Origin of the sequence: Novosphingobium sp. KCTC 2891 (assembly GCF_025938155.1) — a bacterium.
GTDB lineage: Bacteria > Pseudomonadota > Alphaproteobacteria > Sphingomonadales > Sphingomonadaceae > Novosphingobium.
Genome location: NZ_JAPCZG010000033.1, coordinates 1 through 1,272, shown reverse-complemented (window position 1 = coordinate 1,272; position 1,272 = coordinate 1). Strand labels below are relative to the sequence as shown.

General features: G+C 64.7%; 1 protein-coding gene. It reads left to right on the top strand.

Annotated elements, in window-relative coordinates:
* The first annotated feature begins 64 nt into the window (after window positions 1–64).
* A protein-coding gene (locus tag OLX02_RS20145) for an IS3 family transposase (protein ID WP_264425745.1) occupies window positions 65–1,236 on the top strand; the annotation gives its coding sequence in 2 pieces (ribosomal slippage) (window positions 65–317 and window positions 317–1,236; 1,173 coding nt in all).
* Window positions 1,237–1,272 lie beyond the last annotated feature (36 nt).

Sequence of the window (1,272 nt, the reverse complement as noted above, 5' to 3'; positions counted from 1 at the left end):
TGACGTGACCCCCTGATTTTCCTCCAAGTGTGATTAGAGTCCGGCCCTGATGGAAGGACGGACGATGAAGCGATTGAGGTTCACGGAAGAGCAGATCATTGCGGTGCTGAAGGAAGCCGAGGCTGGTGCGAAGACCGGCGATCTGGCTCGGCGTCACGGCGTTTCTGAAGCGACGATCTACAACTGGAAGGCCAAGTATGGCGGCTTGGAGGTGTCCGAGGCGCGGCGGCTGCGCGCGCTGGAGGACGAGAACGCCAAGCTGAAGCGGCTGCTGGCCGATGCGATGCTGGACAACGCAGGTCTGAAGGATCTCCTCGCAAAAAATTGGTGACGCCCGCTGCCAAGCGAGAGGCGGTCGCTCGTCTCCAGGCGGTCCTGGGGATGAGCGAGCGGCGGGCGTGTCGTGTCATTGGCGCTGATCGGAAGAGCATGCGCTACCGGTCGCAGCGGGATGATGATGCCGATCTTCGGTCGAAGCTGCGCGAGCTGGCGCAGCAGCGCCGCCGGTTCGGCTATCGCCGGCTGCACATCCTGCTGCGGCGCGAGGGCGTGGTGATCAACCGCAAGAAGACCCAGCGGCTCTATCGCGAGGAGAAGCTGGCGGTCCGACGACGGAGGAACCGCCGCCGTGCCATCGGTGCGCGGGCTCCGGCGCCTGTGCTGGCGTTGCCCAACCAGCGATGGAGCCTGGACTTCGTGCACGATCAGATGGCGTCGGGGCGCCGGTTCCGAGTGCTCAACATCGTCGACGATGTGACCCGCGAGTGCCTGCGTGCTGTGCCGGACACGTCGATATCAGGGCGTCGGGTCGTGCGTGAGCTCACCGAGCTGATCGCCGAGCGCGGCAAGCCAGGGATGATCGTCAGCGACAATGGCACCGAGCTGACCTCGAACGCAGTCCTCGCCTGGTGCGGGGAGATCGGCGTCGAGTGGCATTACATCGCCCCGGGAAAGCCGATGCAGAATGGCTACGTCGAGAGCTTCAACGGGCGCATGCGCGACGAGCTGCTCAACGAGACCCTGTTCCTCAGCCTGGATCATGCCCGCGTGGTGATCGCCGCCTGGGCTGACGATTACAACCGGGTGCGACCGCACTCGGCCCTTGGATACGAGACCCCAACGGCGTTCGCCGCTGAACTGGATACGCAATGGCCTGCTTCGCTACGCCCTACGGGCTCCGCTGCGCAGGCCATTGCTCAACCCGCGCTCATGCGCAACAAAGCTGCCGGGCTCTAATCCCCGCTGGTGGAAATCAGGGGGTCACGTCAGCGG